We start from the raw sequence: 1,581 nt of genomic DNA, 5'->3' as shown, positions 1-1,581 counted from the left end.
CGCCGGACTGATCGCTGACATGCTGGTAACCAAGCACAGCTACACCGACCAGTTTTTCCTCACCCGGCGCCGCGAACCCATGAGCGTGGCCGCCGTGCACGGCGCGCGTGACGATCTTCGGCCGCTCCAGGACGGCGGTGCCGCCGGCCTTCTTGACCTGGATCTTCGGGCCATCGGCCGTGGCGTCCTGTGCGGGGGCGGTCAGCGCGGCGGCCGTACGGGCCACCTTGCTGCGGCTGCCGAGCGTCCACTCGGCGATGTGCGCGAAGAAGGCCAGTGTGTAGACGGCCATCGACGAATAGATCAGGTAGTTGCTGATCTCCGCCAGGTTCGCGTTGGTTGCGGCGGCGAGAGTCACTCCTTGGCCCCTTCGGCAGGAACTTCTACGGGTTCAGACGCGGTCGGCGCCTGTGTGTGGAGGGCCAGGGCGAGCTCGGCCAGCTCCTCCGGGAGCTTCGCCGACTCGGCCCGGCCGAGACCGGCCATCTCGACGACGGTCACACCGTCCTGACCGCGCACCGCCCGCACCCACACGCGCCGGCGCTGGATGAACAGCGAGCCGACCAGACCGGTGATCGCCGCGATCGCGCCGGCAAGCGCCCAGCCGTTGCCGGGCTGCTGCGAGATCTGGAAGCTCGCCCACTCCCTGACGTCCTTCTCGAAGGTGATGGAGCCGGCGCCGTCGGGCAGCTTCATGGTCTCGCCGGGCCGCAGACGCTGCTTCAGGATCTCGCCGTCCGGGCCCTTGAACTGCGTCATCTTGCTCGTGTCGAGCTGGTACACGTTCTGCGGCAGACCGGCGTCGACGCCGAGGCTGCCGTGATAGCCCGTGAGCGCGAGCACCGGGTACTCGAGCCCCGGGAACTGGGAGAACATGTCGCCGTGGCCCGCGCCCGCGAACGTCGGCACGAAGAAGGCCTGGAAGCCGAGCTGGCTCTTCTTGCCGGTCTTGTCCCGGTAGCCGTCCATCACCTTGATCGCACCGGTCGAGGTGACGTTGGAGTCGATCGGCAGCAGCGGCACCGGCTCGCTGCTGACGACGTTGCCCTTGCCGTCGCGGACGGTGACGACGGGGGCGTAGCCGTGCGACAGCAGGTAGACCTTGGTGCCGTCGATCTCGAGCGGCTTGTTGACCTCGATGACCGACTTGCGTTCGGGCCCGTTGCCCTTCGACCAGGTCACCGCCGCCTCGTAGGTGCGGGGGGTGCCGCGCTGCGGACCGCTCTTCGCGTACGTGCCGGTGAAGCTGTCCAGGTTGAAGCTGAACGGCGCGAGCTCGTCGACGCTGAACAGCGACCCGGACTTGAAGTCGTCGTACTGGGTGAGCGTGTTGGAGAAGCCGTCGCCCTCGACGATCAGCTTGCCGCCCTCGGACTTGAACAGCGTGCCGGCGGCGAACGCCACCAGCATCACGATCAGCGACACATGGAAGACCAGATTGCCCGCCTCGCGCAGGTAGCCCTTCTCCGCGGCAACCGCGTCGCTTGCCGCGTGGGCGCGGAAGCGGCGCTTCTTCAGCATCGCGAGCGCCGCCTCACCGCGCTGCCGCCGCTGTCCATGGACATGTACCTCACGGCGCTC

The 1,581-nt window shown here is 68.1% G+C and carries 1 protein-coding gene and 1 pseudogene; both read right to left on the bottom strand.

Annotated features, from left to right (window positions below):
• A pseudogene (locus ABZ070_RS37265) lies at positions 1–358 on the bottom strand (hypothetical protein); the annotation flags it as partial.
• On the bottom strand, positions 355–1,581 hold a 1,227-nt coding region (locus tag ABZ070_RS37260; RefSeq protein WP_356640631.1), incomplete at its 5' end, for a cytochrome c biogenesis protein ResB. The pseudogene ABZ070_RS37265 and the gene ABZ070_RS37260, both read right to left, overlap by 4 nt.

The organism is Streptomyces sp. NPDC006283, assembly GCF_040613325.1.
GTDB lineage: Bacteria > Actinomycetota > Actinomycetes > Streptomycetales > Streptomycetaceae > Streptomyces.
Note: the sequence above shows the minus strand (reverse complement) of the source record. Positions and strands in the feature narration are given on the sequence as shown.